18 protein-coding genes are annotated in these 15,051 nt (G+C 60.5%); 9 read left to right on the forward strand and 9 right to left on the reverse strand.

Going from position 1 to position 15,051, the window contains the following annotated elements; all coding sequences use genetic code 11:
• The 5 genes from mtrG to V6K60_RS09575 form a co-directional block, all read left to right on the forward strand.
• A partial coding sequence (gene mtrG, locus V6K60_RS09555) for a tetrahydromethanopterin S-methyltransferase subunit MtrG (protein ID WP_332450293.1) occupies positions 1-335 on the forward strand: 335 nt, incomplete at its 5' end.
• A 15-nt stretch (positions 336-350) separates the two neighbouring features.
• Positions 351-1,388, forward strand: coding sequence for a tetrahydromethanopterin S-methyltransferase subunit H (mtrH, locus tag V6K60_RS09560; RefSeq protein ID WP_332450294.1), 1,038 nt, complete (start codon positions 351-353; stop codon positions 1,386-1,388).
• A gap of 146 nt (positions 1,389-1,534) precedes the next feature.
• A complete protein-coding gene (locus V6K60_RS09565) occupies positions 1,535-2,227 on the forward strand; it encodes a GTP-binding protein (protein ID WP_332450295.1) in 693 nt (230 codons plus the stop codon).
• Positions 2,224-3,258 (forward strand): ABC transporter ATP-binding protein, encoded by a 1,035-nt coding sequence (locus V6K60_RS09570; protein WP_332450296.1) that lies wholly within the window; start codon positions 2,224-2,226, stop codon positions 3,256-3,258. The genes V6K60_RS09565 and V6K60_RS09570 overlap by 4 nt, the downstream gene beginning before the upstream one ends.
• Before the next feature lies 1 nt (position 3,259).
• Complete coding sequence (locus tag V6K60_RS09575; RefSeq protein ID WP_332450297.1) at positions 3,260-4,024, forward strand: DUF364 domain-containing protein; 765 nt, start codon at positions 3,260-3,262, stop codon at positions 4,022-4,024.
• Positions 4,025-4,614: 590 nt separating this feature from the next.
• Here the strand turns inward: V6K60_RS09575 and V6K60_RS09580 are convergent.
• The 5 genes from V6K60_RS09580 to V6K60_RS09600 form a co-directional block, all read right to left on the reverse strand.
• Positions 4,615-5,580, reverse strand: coding sequence for an EF-Tu/IF-2/RF-3 family GTPase (locus V6K60_RS09580; RefSeq protein WP_332450298.1), 966 nt, complete (start codon positions 5,578-5,580; stop codon positions 4,615-4,617).
• 95 nt (positions 5,581-5,675) lie between these two features.
• Entirely contained in the window at positions 5,676-6,110 is a 435-nt protein-coding gene (locus V6K60_RS09585; RefSeq protein ID WP_332450299.1) for a hypothetical protein, read from the reverse strand.
• Positions 6,111-6,116: 6 nt separating this feature from the next.
• The gene (locus tag V6K60_RS09590; protein WP_332450300.1) at positions 6,117-6,890 is read right to left on the reverse strand and encodes an energy-coupling factor transporter transmembrane component T family protein; all 774 of its coding nucleotides are present in this window, start codon (positions 6,888-6,890) and stop codon (positions 6,117-6,119) included.
• Positions 6,833-8,365, reverse strand: coding sequence for an ABC transporter ATP-binding protein (locus V6K60_RS09595; RefSeq protein ID WP_332450301.1), 1,533 nt, complete (start codon positions 8,363-8,365; stop codon positions 6,833-6,835). Before V6K60_RS09595 ends, V6K60_RS09590 begins: the two co-directional genes overlap by 58 nt.
• On the reverse strand, positions 8,355-8,921 hold the full coding sequence (locus V6K60_RS09600) for a hypothetical protein (protein ID WP_332450302.1): 567 nt from the start codon (positions 8,919-8,921) through the stop codon (positions 8,355-8,357). Before V6K60_RS09600 ends, V6K60_RS09595 begins: the two co-directional genes overlap by 11 nt.
• Before the next feature lie 246 nt (positions 8,922-9,167).
• Between V6K60_RS09600 and V6K60_RS09605 the strand changes: the two genes are divergently transcribed.
• Entirely contained in the window at positions 9,168-9,302 is a 135-nt protein-coding gene (locus V6K60_RS09605; protein WP_332450303.1) for a hypothetical protein, read from the forward strand.
• A 37-nt stretch (positions 9,303-9,339) separates the two neighbouring features.
• Here V6K60_RS09605 and V6K60_RS09610 read toward each other — a convergent pair whose 3' ends face one another.
• Entirely contained in the window at positions 9,340-10,332 is a 993-nt protein-coding gene (locus V6K60_RS09610; protein WP_332450304.1) for a histone deacetylase family protein, read from the reverse strand.
• A gap of 262 nt (positions 10,333-10,594) precedes the next feature.
• On the opposite strand from V6K60_RS09610, the gene V6K60_RS09615 reads away from it, so the two are divergent.
• From V6K60_RS09615 to V6K60_RS09625, 3 genes are all read left to right on the forward strand, one after another.
• Entirely contained in the window at positions 10,595-11,056 is a 462-nt protein-coding gene (locus V6K60_RS09615; RefSeq protein WP_332450305.1) for a GyrI-like domain-containing protein, read from the forward strand.
• Positions 11,057-11,259: 203 nt separating this feature from the next.
• Positions 11,260-12,387, forward strand: coding sequence for a V-type ATP synthase subunit C (locus V6K60_RS09620; protein ID WP_332450306.1), 1,128 nt, complete (start codon positions 11,260-11,262; stop codon positions 12,385-12,387).
• A 9-nt stretch (positions 12,388-12,396) separates the two neighbouring features.
• Positions 12,397-13,041, forward strand: coding sequence for a V-type ATP synthase subunit D (locus tag V6K60_RS09625; RefSeq protein WP_332450307.1), 645 nt, complete (start codon positions 12,397-12,399; stop codon positions 13,039-13,041).
• On the opposite strand, the gene cmk is transcribed toward V6K60_RS09625, so the two are convergent.
• The 3 genes from cmk to V6K60_RS09640 are packed head-to-tail and all read right to left on the reverse strand — an operon-like array spanning position 13,038 to position 14,788.
• Positions 13,038-13,586, reverse strand: a complete 549-nt coding sequence (cmk, locus tag V6K60_RS09630; protein ID WP_332450308.1) for a (d)CMP kinase — start codon at positions 13,584-13,586, stop codon at positions 13,038-13,040. The genes V6K60_RS09625 and cmk overlap by 4 nt on opposite strands.
• Positions 13,586-14,206 carry a DUF106 domain-containing protein gene (locus tag V6K60_RS09635; protein ID WP_332450309.1) on the reverse strand — a complete coding sequence of 207 codons (621 nt, stop codon included), beginning with the start codon at positions 14,204-14,206 and terminating at the stop codon, positions 13,586-13,588. Before V6K60_RS09635 ends, cmk begins: the two co-directional genes overlap by 1 nt.
• A gap of 6 nt (positions 14,207-14,212) precedes the next feature.
• Positions 14,213-14,788 (reverse strand): adenylate kinase, encoded by a 576-nt coding sequence (locus tag V6K60_RS09640; protein WP_332450456.1) that lies wholly within the window; start codon positions 14,786-14,788, stop codon positions 14,213-14,215.
• Positions 14,789-15,051: the final 263 nt, after the last annotated feature.

Consider the following 15,051-nt stretch of genomic DNA (forward strand, 5'->3'; position numbering starts at 1 on the left):
AAAGCGAGGATATGGGCACCATCAAGGCCAAGATCAACGAACTCAAGGCCAAAGACCCCGGTGCGTTCCCCGCAGAACCCATGATCGTCGAGGTCAAGGAAGCAGGCGGAGCCGGCGCGGAAGTTGCCGCCGCAGGCGCGAACCCGCAGTTCCTTGAGATCGAAGAGCGGCTCAACGCCATCGAGGAGAGGATCGAGTTCGTCGATGCAGAGATTGCCCAGCGCGTCGGAAGGAAGATCGGACGCGATATCGGCATCCTGTACGGACTGGTCGCAGGTTTGATTGTATTCATGATGTTGTTGGTATTACTGCCCAAATTGGTTGGGTACCTGTAAGGAGGATTGACGAATATGTTCAAGTTCGAAAAAGAGCAGACGGTACACGACTTCAACGGTACCAAGATCGGCGGGCAGCCTGGAGAATACCCGACCGTGCTCGGTGCATCCATCTTCTACAACAAACACGAGGTTGTACTGGATGACCACACCGGAAAGATCGACAAGCTGAAGGCAGAGGCGCTCTGGAACCGCTGCCAGGAACTCTCGGACCTCACCGGCATTCCGCACTTCATCCAGATGATCGCGGAATACGGCGAGGCTTTCGACAGCTACATCGACTGGTTCTGCGGCATCGATGACAAGACCGCGTTCCTGATGGACTCTTCGGCACCCACGGCACTCGCCCATGCATGCGATTACGTCACCCAGGCCGGTGTTGCGGACCGTGCGATCTACAACTCGATCAACGGTTCGATCCTGCCCGAGAACATCGAGGCGCTCGCCAAGAGCGATGTGAACGCAGCCATCGTCCTCGCCTTCAACCCCGGCGACCCCTCGGTCTCCGGCCGTGAGAAGGTCCTGGTCGAGGGCGGCGTCGCCGGACAGGAGATGGGCATGCTTGAGATCGCAGAGAAGTGCGGCATCACCCGCCCGATCCTCGATACCGCAGCGACCCCGCTCGGCCTCGGCTCCGGTGGCTCGTACCGTGAGATCCTCGCCTGCAAGGCGATCCACGGCCTCCCCACCGGCGGCGCGTACCACAACATGACCGTCTCCTGGACCTGGCTCAAGCGCTGGAAGGGATCGAAGAAGGTTCCCTCGCAGCAGCTGGCAGGCCTCGAAGGCAAGGACGCCCTCGTCGAGCAGCTCACCCGCCACTACCTTGGCGGGACGGACGGTATGCGCCAGGCAGCCTGGTCTGCACCCGATATCGGCTGCAACATGATTGCAAGCACGCTTGGCGCCGACCTGATCATGTACGGCCCGATCGAGAACGTCGAGGCGATGATCACCGCACAGGCCTACACAGATATCGTTGTGCTGGAAGCGGTGCGCGACCTCGGCATCGAGCCCCAGGTCGACTCCCACCCGTTCTTCAAACTCATTTAAACCCTTTTTTTCATTGTATTCCTCTGGACAGCATTCATCCCCACCGAGAGGAAGGTCAGCGTGCCAGGTAAACTGATTTGCCTTAAAAAATTGATTTTAGTAAAAACTATACATTCGTGAACCCTATACCAGAGCACCAGGCGCTTATGAAGCTGATTACCGTTGCAGGTCCTCCATCTTCGGGGAAGACCTCTGTGATTCTCAAAACCATTGCAGCCCTTGGACTGCCCACAGGGAGCGTGGGTGTTGTGAAGTTTGACTCGCTCACCTCCTTTGACCACCAGCGTTACGATGAACAGCAGATCCCCAATCAGACGGCTTTTGCCGGAAAGATCTGTCCTGACCACCATTTCGTCAGCAATGTCGAAGGGGCGGTTGAATGGGGCATCAAGAAGGGATTGTCGGTTCTCGTCACGGAGAGCGCAGGGCTCTGCAACCGGTGCTCGCCCTACGTGAACGGCATTTTATCGGTCTGTGTCATCGACAATCTCTCCGGTGTCAACACGCCGAGAAAGATCGGTCCGATGCTGAAGTATGCCGATATCGTCGTTGTCACGAAAGGGGATGTTGTCTCCCAGGCAGAGCGCGAGGTCTTCGCCTTCAACATCCGCGAGGTGAATGCATCGGCAACAGTTCTTTTCGTAAACGGGATCACCGGCCAGGGAGCGTTTATGCTTGCCCGCCACTGGCAGGAAACCCTGGATATCCAGACACTTCGTGACCGCAAACTCAGATTCACCATGCCTGCCGCCATCTGTTCCTACTGTACCGGCGAGACCCTTATCGGAGAGATGTATCAGATGGGAATGGTCAAGAGGATGGAGTTTGACGATGTATGAAAGCCCTTGACTATGTTGCAGAAGTCTCTTCGGTACCCATCGGTGATATCCTCCGTCGTTATCCTCTTGCGGTCGATTACCTCGCCAACATACGGTTGGTCGGGGTTGATGAGACAAAGACGCTCCCCGAGATCCTGGAGGACGTCGATGAGGATATGCTTGAGGAGTTCGGGCTTGACCGCGAGGAGGTCATATTCCATTTCAGTGCATTTTTGGAGGCATTCTCCCGAACGGATGAGTCTATTGAGACGATAGCCTCCATCACGATCCTCGGCGGACGGGACAAGGCGGGAAGACCCGAGATGCTCGAACTGACGGTGACACCCGGCGAGGTCGTGAGCATTGTCGGTCCCACCGGCTCGGGAAAGAGCAGGCTGCTTGAGGATATCGAATGCCTGGCCCAGCGCGACACGCCGACTGCACGGCAGATCCTCATCAACGGTTCGGTCCCGGATCTCGATAAGAGATTTTCCACCGGGGGAAAACTGGTAGCCCAGCTCTCGCAGAACATGAACTTCGTCATGGACTTAACAGTGCAGGAGTTTCTCGAGATGCATGCAAAAAGCCGGATGATCCCGGACTCTGCCGCAGTTGTGGAGAAGTGTTTTGCGGTTGCCAATTCGTTAGCAGGCGAGAAATTCACCCTGGATACAAAAGTAACCCAGCTCTCGGGGGGGCAGTCGCGGTCGCTGATGATCGCCGATACCGCTCTGTTGAGTTCATCCCCGATCATCCTCATCGACGAACTGGAGAATGCCGGAATCGACCGGCGGGAGGCGATCGAGATCCTTGTCGGCAACGAAAAGATTGTCCTCATGTCGACGCATGACCCGCTTCTTGCCCTCCGTGCCGACAAAAGGATCGTCATCAGAAACGGAGGCGTGACAAAAGTGATTGATACGACCGCGGAAGAGGAGCAGACACTGCATAAGATCGAGGCGATCGATTCTGCCCTCCTCACTATCCGCAACCAGCTCCGGAGAGGAGAGATCGTTACAGAAGAGAGCATTCCGGAATTTCAGGAGAGATAGTATGTGGGAATTATACGATGCGTTGATCGAAGGGATCCCCGACGACATTGTCGTTGAAGACATGGCTCTCGGCGGAGAACTGACGTATGTTGAGGCAAACGGCGGCATCGGTATCGCCGGATACCGCTATTATATCCAGCGCGCCCCGATGATGACCGAGAACAGGATCGGGAAATCGTTGAAAGAGATAGCCGGGTGCGTGAAGTCCTGGAATCTGTGGGAAGCGTCGATCGGCAACGCGGCGATCAACGCGTGGTACAATCATCCGGATACCGCGAGAAGTGCAGGGATCGAGGTTGCAGAGAAGAAACGGGTCGAAGAACGACTGAAAGATCCATTCATCAAATCCCAGAATCTTGTGAAGGGAAAAAAAGTCTGTGTCGTCGGCCATTTCCCGTTCCTCGAGAAGTTGATTGCTCCTGTCTCTGACATGAGCATCATTGAGTGGGACCCGGAAGAAGGAGATTATCCGTATTCTGCCTGTGAGTACCTGCTGCCCGAGTCCGATTATGTCTTCCTGACCTGCGCCGCCGTCAGCGATAAGACCATGCCGCGGCTCCTCGAACTCTCGGAGAACGCAAAGGGCGTGACGATCGTAGGTCCTGGGACTCCCCTTTCTTCGGTCTTCTTCGATTACGGCGTCTCCGATCTCTCGGGTTTTGTCGCAACCGATGCTGCACTTGCAAAGAGGATCATCAGAGGAGCGGAGAGCCAGAGGATCTTCGGGGCGGGGATGAAAGTGGAGTATCTCCGCCCCAGGGCCTGATCCCATAAAGAGACGTGTAGCCCCCACCTCACCCGCACGCGAGGGGTGGGGCAGTCATGGTGATACCTGATGGAAAGCCGTGTCCCGGGAACCTGCTTATTTCCAGAGTCTCCCCATACAGTGGACCGTGGTGGCTATCGCCACTGGGGTGGGGCTTACGGGGAGTGCGAGCGCAGCGAGCTTGAGCACCGATAGGTGCGAGGTGCGAACGAAGTGAGCAGGAGAAGACCGAAGGTCTTCGAGGGGGCGCGCCCCTCCCCTGTCTCCATCATGTAAGCCTCTAATTGTTGCCCCCACCCCGCCCGGCCTTCGGCCTCCTCACTCGCACCTCCGGTGCTCAAACTCCTGCTGTTCCAGCAGTCGTTCCCAACCCCTTGGGGCGGGGGCAGTGCGTGGCGATAAACGATGTTCCGATAGGAACAGAGTTCGAGCACCGCCAGGTGCGAGCCCGGTGGGAAGCCGTGCACGGTTCTTCTCCAGAGTCTCCCCGTGCTTGCAAGAGGCCGCTAACAACGCAGATGATATGCATTTCGCAAACAGCGAAATTACAGGAGGAATTGCAAAATAAGGGGCAAGGGTTTTCTATGGTTTCACGCGAGTTCAATATGCCCGGCAATCCGGAGTTTCCCGCCCTCAAGGTAGTGGAGCACCGCTCTATCGCCGGGGAGGTAGACGAGGTCTTTTTCGAGCGCAAGCGTCAGCGTCGGTTGCCGCCAGTCGCCGTCGTCCCGCACCGCTTCCACCCGTGCCGGGATGAACTGCATCCAGTGGCCGATGTGGAGCACCGTCCCCGCCGTGAGCGGCGTCGGCCAGTACTTGACCAGGGTCGCCCGTGCCTCAAGGTCCGTCCCGGTCCGGAGCGCGGGGTCGTTTGAGAGGACAAAGCCCCGGTCGAGGTCGTCGGACTCGATGTTCTTGAGCGCGAGCCCTACGCGGTCGCCTCTGGCAGCCCAGTCAAAGTCGTCGTCGTGTTTTTGGATGGACCGCACCGTGCTCACCTGCTCCCCGGGGTAGACCTTCAGGGCGTCGTGCTTCCTGATGCCGCCCCGCACCACGCCGCCGAGGATGACCGTCCCGATGCCGCGGACATTGAAGTGGTGGTCGATTGGGATCGTGCCCACCGCACCGGCCTCCGGCTGGACGGAGGGGCGGGCATGCGCCTCCCGGAGCAGGCGGTCGCGGAGCGCGATCGGGTCCTCTTCCACGAACTCGTAGTGCTCGAGCACCGTCCCCCGGAGGAGCGGCGCGACCCCATCGGGGGTCAGGTAGTTCTGGAGGATAATATAGCCCTGCTTTACCCCTACCTCGTCAAGCATCAGCACCCACTCCCCGAGCGTCGGGGTGATGGCGCTCACCACGATGAGTGCCGCATCCGCCATCGATGCAGCGTAGAAGAGCGGGGCCAGCCGCTCGGGATACCGTGTCGGCTCGATGATGGTGACGGTATCCTCGCCCTTCTTCAGGTTATAGAACGTGATATCGGACTCTGTGCCCTTCTTCCCGAGGTCTTTTGCGTAACCGCCGGGTCCCAGCACAGCAATGTTCAGGTTGCCCATATGCCAGATATCTTGGTTATCCAGGGGTATGAGGTTTGCTCACCCGGGTTACGCGGGCATGCCGCCACAGGTCCTCTCAAGGTGCTCCCATGACCTCAGCAACGAAAATCCTGCCCGATCAGCCGTTCCACTGCCGCGCGGAACTCTCGGAACTCCCGTGAGACCTCCGGGCCGGCAGATCCTGGATAACCGTTCGCGCCCCGCACGACGACACTGTAGCCGTCCGTTTCCATTCGCAGGTGCCAGTAGGTGACATCAGAGCAGGAGTAGGCGGAGACATACTCCGGCTCCCACTCCTGGACGCCAAGCCGGTCAACGGTCTCCATAAACCGCGCCCACTCCCCGGGTGTCGGCGACACCTCCATCACCACCCCGGAGTAGCCGCCGGCACTCGCACGTTCGTAGAGGAGCCGGCCGTTCCGGCCGTCCACCAGCCTGACGTAGAGGGACGGCCCGACGCTCCCGCCGATGTAGAACTCGAACGCCGTCGGCGGGAGGATGGAGGAAGGGGGGGATGGACCGTCGCGCATATCAAATTATATGACCAACATGGCCAAATACCCTGCGACGAGAAGCCCCATGCAGCAGATCCCGGCGACGTCGACCCTGCCCGGGACGAGGTCACGCATCGGCGTCCGCAGGCCGGAGCGGTAGCCCCGGAGATCGATGGTCAGCCCGAGGACCGTGGCTTTTCCGAGGGAGTTCGAGACCAGGGGGATGATGATGGGAAAGAGGCCCCGGACTTTCCCGGAGAGGCCTCTCCCCGGGTTGTAGGCCCGGGCGAGCTGCGCCTCGTGGATCCGCTTTCCTTCAAGTTGCAGGCTCGGGATGAACCGGAGCGCAATCAGGAGCATGAGCGTGTAGTCGACGGGCATCCTGAGGCGGTCCAGAAGATGAACGAGGTCGCGCGGCTGGGTCGATATGACGAAGAGCTGGAAGGCGAAGAGCATCGCCGCGAACCGGAGCGTCATCGCGACGGCAAGGTCGATCGCCCCAACCGTGACGGGGAAGGCCCCTCCAATGACCGGGACCGATTGGGGGACAAGGTAGCCGAGGATCTCTCCGTTCTGGATGGTGAGGACGGTGAGGGCAAGCAGGCTTACCGCGAGCGAGAGAAGCAGGGGCACCTGGCGGAGGAGGTCGCGGACAAGCCCCCCCGCCACCGCCGCAGCTACGACCGCCCCGACAAGGACCGCGAGCATCACGATATCGCTCGTCAGCACCGCAAGGAGAACGACGACGATCACAAAGATCAGTTTGGTGAACGGGTGGAGGCGGTGAAAGGCGCTCTCCCGGGTGATATACTGCATAATTTCGGGCATGGTTCCTCCTCATACATTCTCCTGTCGCCGACGATCCGCCCCTGCTCCATCCTGACGATGCGGTCGGCATACTCCTCTCCGAGAAGCATGTCATGCGTCACCATGACGATTGTGTGGCCGTCCTGCCGCAGGCGGCCGAGGGTCTCCATGACCCGCGCCGCCTCCCGGGCATCGAGCCCGGTCGTGGGCTCGTCGAGGACGATCACCCTCGGCCTCATGGCGATGACGCAGGCGATCGCCAGGCGCTGCCGCTCGCCGCGGGAGAGCGACCGTGGGTAGGCCGCCTTCCGGTGGAGAAGGCCGACCTCGCGGAGGGCTGCGTCAATTGGCTCTCCCGTGCTCCCGGGGTCGATGTTTTTGAGGCCGAAGGCCACCTCCTCCTCCACGGTCTCTGCAAAGAGCATGGTGTCCGGGTTCTGGAAGACAAGACCCACGTGGCGGGCGAGTTCCGCTATCGAGACGCTTCCGGCATCGAGCCCGTCGACAATGACGCTCCCCCGGGTAGGACGGAGCAACCCGTTGAAGTGTTTGACGAGCGTCGTTTTCCCGGACCCATTCTCCCCGACCACGGCCACAATCTCACCGGGAGCGACCTGGAGGTCGAGCCCCCCGATTGCCGTAACCCCATCGTAACGGTGAACGAGGTCCCGGACAGATACGATTGGGGCCGCCCCGCACGCGGAGGCTGCCGCCGGGACGGGGGGTCGGGCGTTGCCGGGCCCCGGGTGGCGCAGGACGGAATCCTGCATCATCTCCGCGGGAGACCCAACCCTCATGATCGTGCCGCCTTCGATGAGGACCATCCTGTCCGCGATGGCAGCAAGTTCGTTGAGTTTCTGCTCGACGATGAGCACGGCCGTGCCCTTCTCCGCGAGCCGCCGGAGGAGCATGGATACTGCACCGGTCGCCTCTGCATCCAGTTCGGCGGTCGGTTCGTCCAGGACCAGGATCTCTGTCCCCAGGACGAGGGTTGCCGCGATGGCGACCCGTTGCTTCTGCCCCCCGGAGAGGGTGTGCGGGGCCCGGTCGGCAAGGTCGGCGATCCCGGTCGCTTCCATCACGTCATGGAGCCTCTGTTGCATCTCCGCGCGGGGGATCCCGAGGTTCTCAAGTCCCGAGGCGACCTCCTCCTCGACGGTAGAGAAGATGAGCTGGGCGTCGGCGTCGTCGAAGACCACCCCGACGTGTCTCCCGATCCCGCCCATGCTCCGGTAGTCCCGGACGCTTCTGTCGAGGATAGTGATCGAACCCTCGAGTGTCCCGCCGTACTCGTGATGGAGGATGCCGGACGCCGCAAGGCAGAGGGTCGTCTTCCCCGCCCCGGTAGGGCCGGTGACGAAGACGATCTCCCCCCTCCCGATCTCGAGGTCGATCCCGTCGAGCGCTGGCGACCCGGACCCGGGGTAGGTGTAGGAGACGCCGCGAAGAGAGAGGGCGGTCTTCCGACCGGTCTCAGGACTCATCTACCTGCCTCGTGCCCGGGGATGGGACTGCCTGCCCGGTGCCCCGCATCAGTGCGCGCGATGCCGGCACCACAAGCACCTGCCCAACGACGGCGTTGACCGCTCCTGTTATGAGGACGATCGGGACGGTCACCGCGAGGAACGCCTCAAGGGTACCGAACCTGCCGAGGACCGTCGGGGCCACCGCAAGGAGCGCGATGAGGATGAAGGAGAACCCGCTCGCGAAGGTGGCAAGAAGCGTCGTCACGCCCGGGGCGAGAACGAACCGGTCCCTCAAGACCAGGTAGACCCCGAGACAGACGACCGCCCCGATGGGTTCGCTGATCAGGTTCGCGGGCGGGAAGATCGAGTGGCTGAGGAGAGCGCAGATGATACCTGCCACGACGCCGATCCCGATCGCCTCCCGGAACGTGGGAACGATGAGGATGATGGCAAGGCTGTAGAAGGCGATCACGAGGTTCGATACGATGGGGCCGGGGATCAGGAGGGACATGTACCTGATGATGGCCCCTACGGCAAGGAGTATGCCGACGATTGCAATATCTCTTGATTTCATGATATCTTATCTTTCACGGTGTGGTATCCGACGGACGATGCGGGTTTGAGACCGGGCTTGTCAGCCGAGACGCCAACGTGGCTGAGAAAAGGGCCGGGGACGCCCCCGGGAGGGGAGGTTGGATTCCATAGGCATCACAGTACAATATAGTACATTGTTGCATATATACCTACTCGTCACAGGAACCATTGCCACCGCATCAGACACGTTAGAGCGAAAGCAACACCGATTGCAGTGAGTGCCGCGATGATGGGCACCTCTGCCGTCGGTGCGGGCGGGGGAGCCGTCGCAGTCCCCGGTCACGTGGGTATCATCACAGCAACCGGCGCGGTGGTCACCGTCACCGGAGGTATACCGGGGGTGACGAGGATGATCGTGTAAGCATGATCTCCCCCGAAAAATGGTGAACCTGATCTCGTCAGACGAAAACTGCCTGCCCCGGACCGGCATGTGCCTCAACGAGAAGCCAAGTGCTCTCCTTCGGCTCGCCACCCCCGGGCACGAAGCGCGCCCCACCAAGGGCCGCACAGATCGCCCGGACAGCCTCCGCATGCGACCGCCCGTAGCCCCCCTCGAGCACGAGGGCGAGAGCCGGGCCGCCCGAGTCCACGAGCATCCCGGTAAGAACCCCGAAGTCGCCCGGGCGAAGGAGCATGGAGCCGAGCGGGTCATCAAAGAGCGCATCCTGGCCCGCCGAGACGATCACAAGGTCCGGTCTGAACCACCGGAACGCCGGGATGAAGACCTCACGGAAGACCAGCGCGTAGTCGGCCCCGGTCGAGCCCGCTTCAAGAGGCGCGTTGATGGTATACCCGATACCGGGGCCGACACCCCGCTCATCCGGCCACCCGGTCAGGGGAAAGATCCCCGCCTGATGGACCGAGCAGTAGAGCACCCGATTCGAGGCGTAAAATACTGCCTGCGTTCCGTTACCATGATGCACGTCCCAGTCGAGGATCGCCACCCGGTCGACCGATTCAAGCGCTTTCACCGCCGCGACGGCGACGTTATTGAAGAGGCAGAACCCCATCGCCCGGTCCGGCATGGCATGGTGGCCCGGCGGGCGGACAAGGGCAAAAGAGTGCTCGCCCTCAAGCGTCCGCTCCACCGTCAGGATGGCGGCCCCGGCTGCGTAGAGGGCCGCGTTGAAGGAGCGCGAGGTGACATAGGTGTCCGGGTCAAGGTACCGGACCCGGCCCGGTGGACACTCCCTGCAGAGCGAGCGGACGGACTCAATATACCGGTGCGTATGCACCCGTGCGAGGTCATCGGATGTCGCCTGTTCCGGTGCTACACGGCGGACGCCGGCCGGCACCCCGGTGAGGGCGGCCTCGAGACGTGCCTGAGATTCCGGGTGGCCGGGGTCGTTGTGACCGGCAAAAACACCCCCCGTAATGACCGAGTATGGCATGGCTATCAGGGCCGGGTTAGCGGCACCGGAGATGAATCTTGCCCATCGAACGGAGGGGGCCTGATCGGTCTCGGTTGACCATAACCGGGCGTCCGATGGGAGGCCATGAAAAGAGCGCCGTTTGCGGGAGGCGCGACGCAACCCCGGCAGAAAGTATTTGAGGCAGGAGAAGGAATCATCAAACAAGGGGAGAGATCTCAGATCACCTAAAGGCAAAGCAGGAGATAGTCAACGATATCGCGTGCTGTGCTGGAGGAGTAAGATGCCAAGAGTATCGAACATTGATGTTTTCCATAGAAGGGAACAACCCACCATATCGATCCGCACCACGACGGCTATCGAGAACCTGCCCGTGCTGATCGGTGAAAGTTACTGCAGAATGGCTGACTATCTGAGAGAACAGGGAGAGCTTCTGTCGGATGTTCCGTATGTGGCTTACCATAACATGGACATGCAACATCTTGACGTCGAGATAGGGTTCCCTGTATCGAAGGCGTTGCCGGAGAGAGGAGATGTCCGCCCGGGCTCCATTCCGGAAGGCACTATCGTCTCCTGCATGTATCGTGGTGCATACAGGGATATGGCGTCGACATATGACGAGATGGCGAACTGGATAGAGGAGAACGGGCTTAAACCTGTCGACACTGTTTACGAATATTACTATAACGGGCCCGAATACCCGGAGAGCGAACTGTTGACGAAGATTGTCATGCCTGTAGTATAACCCTCCGCCATGCCCTTCCATCCCGGTTTCCCGATGAGGTCAGGATCTCGCCCGGTCACCCCGGGCGGTTGCCGGTACGGTCGAGACCCCGGCATCGCCATAGTCATCGACTGTGTGCAGTGCTCTATTCCCGGGTATCCAGCCGCTCCTTCGTATTCGACAACAGGGTGCGCGTTTATAAGACAGGCAGGTAATGGGGGTGCATGCCCCTGCCCGGCGTGACCTCTCCGTCGTTCATCTATGCCTGCACCCGGTTCCGGGTCCGGAGGACTACCCTCCTTCCCCGTGAAGACTACCTGCGGCTGATGCGGATGAGCATACCGGAGATCATCACCCTCCTCGGCCGGCGCGAGGAGTACGCACAGGAGATCACGGATCTCATACACGACTTCGCTGGCGCCCATCTCATCGAAGAGGCGGTAAACCGCAGCCTGGCGCGGTCGTTCCGGAACGCCAGGGCGATAGCTCCGGGGGACCTGCAAACCCTGACCCGGGAATACCTCACCCGATGGGACATAGCAAACATCATGGCGATCCTGCGGGGCACGGTTCACAACATACCCCGGCAACAGGTCCGCGACCTTCTTATCCCGGCGGGCGAGATCGACAGCGCACTCCTCGACCGTCTCCTCTCTTTCACGACCTGCGGCGAGGCAATCGAAGCTCTCCAGGACTGGCGGCTCTATCCGGTCCTTGCAGAATCCTACCGGGTCTGCGGAGAGAAGGGCGTCTTCGCCCGGATCGAGAATGAACTCTACAGGCACTACTACGCCGGGCTGCTCAATCCCGGCAGATCCGGGTGCAGCGGGTGCCAGGAGTTGAACGCGTATCTCCGGTTTGAGATCGATATCACCAACATGAAGAACCTCCTCCGGCTCCACTGCGGAATAGAGGCGTGCGACCTTGCGACCATCGACCAGACCATGATCCCGGGCGGCAGGATACCTGTCAGTCGCTTCGAGCGACTCTACGGCATCGAGACGGAGGGAGAGTTCGTCAGCGTCTTCCTGGAGACCGATATCGCCCCGGTCCTGGCCCAGGCGATACGCGATCTCCGCCGGGATCCGGAGTTCTCAAGTTTCGACGCCGCGGAACTGGTCTGGCAGCGGTGGCACCAGCGCCAGCGGCCCATCCATGAGGTCGAGATGGCGATCACCCGCATCAGGCTTCACCGGCTGGAATCGCTCTCGCAACGCCATCCGTTCTCGGTCCTGCCGGTGCTTGCATACCTGGAGCGAAAGAAATACGAGGTCGCGAACCTGCGGGCAATCGCACGAGGGAAGGCGTTCGGTCTGCCGACTGAGCGGATATGGCAATATATCGTTCTATGAGGAAGCACCATGCCGGTCGATGAGATCAAACCCACCCGGGCCGGCCTCCTGCTCGTCAGGCGGCGGCTGGCACTTGCTGAGCGGATACACCGGCTCCTTGCGATGAAACTCGATGGGATGATGCTGGAACTGGTCAAACTCACCGACCGGACCGCCCTGAAACGCAGGGAACTTGAGGAGAAATACACCGGGGCCCGGGAAACGGTGGCGGTCGCCACCATGATGGAGGGGGCGACGGGAGTGCTCCTTGCAGCGCTCTCGGTGGAGACCACCCCGACCTATGCAGCCGGGCAGAAGAACGTCTTCGGGGTCTCCCTCCCAGTCCTCGAGCCGGTGATGGTGAAGAAGACGCTCGACCAGCGGGGTTATGGTATCCTCGGGACCTCATCGGTCATCGATGATGCCGCCGATGCCTACGAGGACCTCCTTGAAGCGATCATCGTGAGTGCCGAACTGGAAGGGGGAGTCAAAAGGCTGCTCGACGACATCGAACGGACCCGGCGGCGTGTGAATGCGCTGGAACTCAAGGTCATCCCGGAGCTTACCGAACTGCGCCGGTTTATCGAAGACCAGCGCGACGAGATGGAGCGGCAGGATCTGGTCCGGCTTCGACGCATCAAAAAGATAAAAGCGGAGAGAGCGGAGAAACCCTAGAGGGGCCCGGCCTGTTTCTGCCGGGCGAGACATGCAATTGCAGTATCCACAATCGCCCCGAGGGTGTCCACGCCGAAGGTATCGGACGAGAGGACGATGTCATACGGCGAGAGATCGTCGATCTCGATACCGTAGTAGTTCCGGTAGCGGGTGGCCTCCGAACGCTGTCGGTTCTCGGTGTAGACCCGGGCCCCCTCCTCGTCCATCCCGTCACGGCCGGCGATCCGCCTTGCCCGGCAGGAGAGCGGTGCAGAGAGCCAGATCCGGAGATCAGCGTTCTCGATCATGCGGCCCGAGAGTCTACCCTCGACGATGATGTCCTCGGCACCCTCACCGATCTCTTTTTGCCGGGCATCAATCATCCGGTCGACCGAGGGGTCGTTCTCTGCAAACCTGCCGAACTCGGCAAGGTCCATGCCGTGCTCCCGGGCGAGCTGGCGGAAGACCTCTCCTGCAGAGATGAGGTCAAGCCCGTGCTCCCCGGCGAGATACCGGGCGAGTGACGTCGTACCGCTCCCCGGCGGGCCGCTGATGGTGATCCGCATCAGAGCCCTCCGATATTGAGAGATTTCCGGATCACCTGGCTGACGGTCAGCGAACAGAGCATGTACCAGAGGATCCAGGCTGGCACGATCCAGAACGCAATATCCGAGAGACCAACGGCCCCAATGTAGGGGAGCACGATGCCGCTCGCAATGCTGGTCGGCGTACCGATCGGCGGGAGCCGTAAGAGGAGCCAGAAGAAGATCGGGACGGAGAGCACGAGGATGATCGCCATCGGAGTGAATTGCTGCCGTGAGAGATCCAGCTGGTCCTGCATCATCCGCTCCTGCTTTCCCTGGAGTTTCTTGACCCTCTTTTCGTCCCCGGAGAGCTGGGCTTCCCGGAACTCCTTCTGGAAGACCTTCATCTTCGCCTGCGTCTCCTGCATCTTCTCGTAGTCGATGGTGTACTTCTGGACGAGCGATGAATAGAGACCCGTGATGCTCGAGAGGATCAGAATAATGACGAAAAACGGTACGCCAAACGTATCGATCAGGGGGCCCAGCACTACATCCATCGCCTGACCGACCGTCACCCGTATCCACTCGACGCTGTATGAGAGCATCACAAGCATCGTAAAGACAAGGGCAATCGTCGGGCCGTGCTTCTTCAGGTCCACCATGCCGGGTTACCTCAGTACGCTCACCAGGTCTTCGACACCTTTCTCGAGCAGGAAGTTTTCGTTCTTGACGATCTTGATGGTGCAGCCGGTGTACATCGCGTACGCCGCGCTGACCGCACGGTTGAACTCCTGGTGCTCGGCGATATCCCGGGCCCCCTCCATGTCGCGGACCCTTGAGGCGTCGCCAAGCCGGCGCATCAGGATCTGGTCCGGGTCGGTCTCCACCAGCACGACCATATCAGGCATCAGTTCGCGGAGCACCCATTCGGGCAGCCCCGCAAGGAACCCCGTCGGGGTCTTGACGCTGCTGTGGGTATCGATGATGATGTTCGCATCAGTGCTCATGGTGGCGATCCCTGAGGCAGCCGCCTGTTGCAACCGCTTCTGGATATCCTTTCCGAGCTTGCGCATCTCATCGCGGTTCGAGACCAGGTTCTCCTTTTTGGCCACATCAAACATGAACGTGCCGAAGTTGACGGCCGTGTAGGAAACGCCTTCGGCAGCCAGCCTCTCCATCGCACCATTGATGACGGTGGTCTTCCCGACACCGGGAACTCCCGTTACAACGACTTTCTTCCCCAACTCTATCACTCCATGTAAGTTATAGTTCCTTGTAAAATAAATCCGCGCCCGGAAGAGTAATTTCTTTCGGAATCATCCCGGGCCCCCGCGGGCAACCAGATGAGAAAAATAAGTTGTGGGACTGATATGAGGTTTATGAGCCCCGGGTGGTTTGGTCAGGAGAAGGGCAGGCCATCTGGGCTGGCTCATACCCCCGGGAGGGGGATCCTCTTCCGGACGCATTCCCGGTTCTACCCGGAAAAGAATTCCTTTTCCGGACTCAT

Origin of the sequence: Methanoculleus sp. (assembly GCF_036677455.1) — an archaeon.
In the GTDB taxonomy this organism is placed as follows: domain Archaea; phylum Halobacteriota; class Methanomicrobia; order Methanomicrobiales; family Methanoculleaceae; genus Methanoculleus.